The sequence below is a fragment of the Micromonospora sp. B11E3 genome, assembly GCF_039871625.1.
Taxonomy (GTDB): Bacteria; Actinomycetota; Actinomycetes; order Mycobacteriales; family Micromonosporaceae; genus Micromonospora.
The window spans coordinates 1-1,900 of record NZ_JBDPMC010000191.1; the positions used below are offsets into that span (position 1 = coordinate 1).

A 1,900-nucleotide genomic window follows, 5' to 3' on the forward strand; every position below is an offset into this window, starting at 1 on the left:
GATGACCGCATGGGTGAAAGCCTGGGCACAGGGACTGCAGGGTAAGCCCGCCCCCAACGGCCACCCCTACACCCAGCGGGCGGTAGCCACACTATCCGGCAAACTGATCGACCAGACATCGGTCGGGGCATATTGGCGGGAGGCGGCGCCGCCGCTGCCCCCACCACCAGATCACGTGGTCACATGGCGGCCCGGCAAGGACGGGCCCGCCACCCTCCACGAATACCTGAAGACGCTGGAAGAAAAGGGTGAACTCCCCGACCGGGTATCCCTGGACCCCGACAAACAGGGGAAGCTGGGGTCGGGGATGGCCGCATGGGTGAAAGCCTGGGCACAGGGACTACAGGGTAAGACCGCCCCCAACGGCCACCCCTACACCCAGCGGGCGGTAGCCACACTATCCGGCAAACTGATCACCCAGACATCGGTCGGGAAATATTGGCGGGAGGCGGCACCGCCGCTGCCCCCACCACCAGATCACGTGGTCACATGGCGGCCCAGCAAGGACGGGCCCGCTACCCTCCACGCATACCTGAAGAAGCTGGAAGAAAAGGGTGAACTCCCCGACCGGGTATCCCTGACCACCGACAAAAAGGGGAAGCTGGGGCCGGGGATGGCCGCATGGGTGAAAGCCTGGGCACAGGGACTCCAGGGCGAGACCGCCCCCAACGGCCACCCCTACACCCACGATGCGGTAGCCACACTATCCGGCAAACTGATCGACCAGACATCGGTCGGGAGATATTGGCGGGAGGCGGCGCCGCCGCTGCCCCCACCGCCAGATCACGTGGTCACTTGGCGGCCCAGCAAGGACGGGCCCGCTACCCTCCACGCATACCTGAAGACGCTGAAAGAAAAGGGTGAACTCCCCGACCGGGTATCCCTGACCCCCGACAAACAGGGGAAGCTGGGGCCGGGGATGGCCGCATGGGTGAAAGCCTGGGCACAGGGACTGCAGGGTAAGCCCGCCCCCGACGGCCACCCCTACACCCACGATGCGGTAGCCAAACTATCCGGCAAACTGATCACCCAAGAATCGGTCGGGAAATATTGGCGGGAGGCGGCGCCGCCGCTGCCCCCACCACCAGATCACGTGGTCACTTGGCGGCCCAGCAAGGACGGGCCTGCCACCCTCCGCGCATACCTGAAGAAGCTGGAAGAAAAGGGTGAACTCCCCGACCGGGTATCCCTGAACCCCGACAAACAGGGGCATCTGGGGCCGGGGACGGCCGCATGGGTGAAAGCCTGGGCACAGGGACTGCAGGGTAAGCCCGCCCCCAACGGCCACCCCTACACCCAGAAGGAGGTAGCCACACTATCCGGCAAACTGATCGACCAGACATCGGTCGGGAGATATTGGCGGGAGGCGGCGCCGCCGCTGCCCCCACCACCAGATCACGTGGTCACATGGCGGCCCAGCACGGACGGACCCGCCACCCTCCGCGCATACCTGAAGACGCTGGAAGAAAAGGGTGAACTCCCCGACCGGGTATCCCTGAACCCCGACAAACAGGGGCATCTGGGGCCGGGGATGGCCGCATGGGTGAAAGCCTGGGCACAGGCAATGAAGGGTGAGCCCGCCCCCAACGGCCACCCCTACACCCAGAAGGAGGTAGCCAAACTATCCGGCAAACTGATCACCCAGGTATCGGTCGGGAATTATTGGCGGGAGGCGGCGCCGCCGCTGCCCCCACCACCAGATCACGTGGTCACATGGCGGCCCAGCAAGGACGGGCCCGCCACCCTCCACGCATACCTGAAGACGCTGAAAGAAAAGGGTGAACTCCCCGACCGGGTATCCCTGACCACCGACAAACAGGGGAAGCTGGGGCCAGGGATGACCGCATGGGTGAAAGCCTGGGCACAGGGACTGCAGGGTAAGCCCGCCCCCAACGGCCAC

Annotated in this window: 1 protein-coding gene; it reads left to right on the forward strand. The window is 65.5% G+C overall.

Features of this window, described 5'->3' with window-relative positions; translation table 11 throughout:
• Positions 1 to 13: 13 nt before the first annotated feature.
• On the forward strand, positions 14 to 1,900 hold a 1,887-nt coding region (locus ABGB16_RS33590), incomplete at its 3' end, for a hypothetical protein (protein ID WP_347672078.1).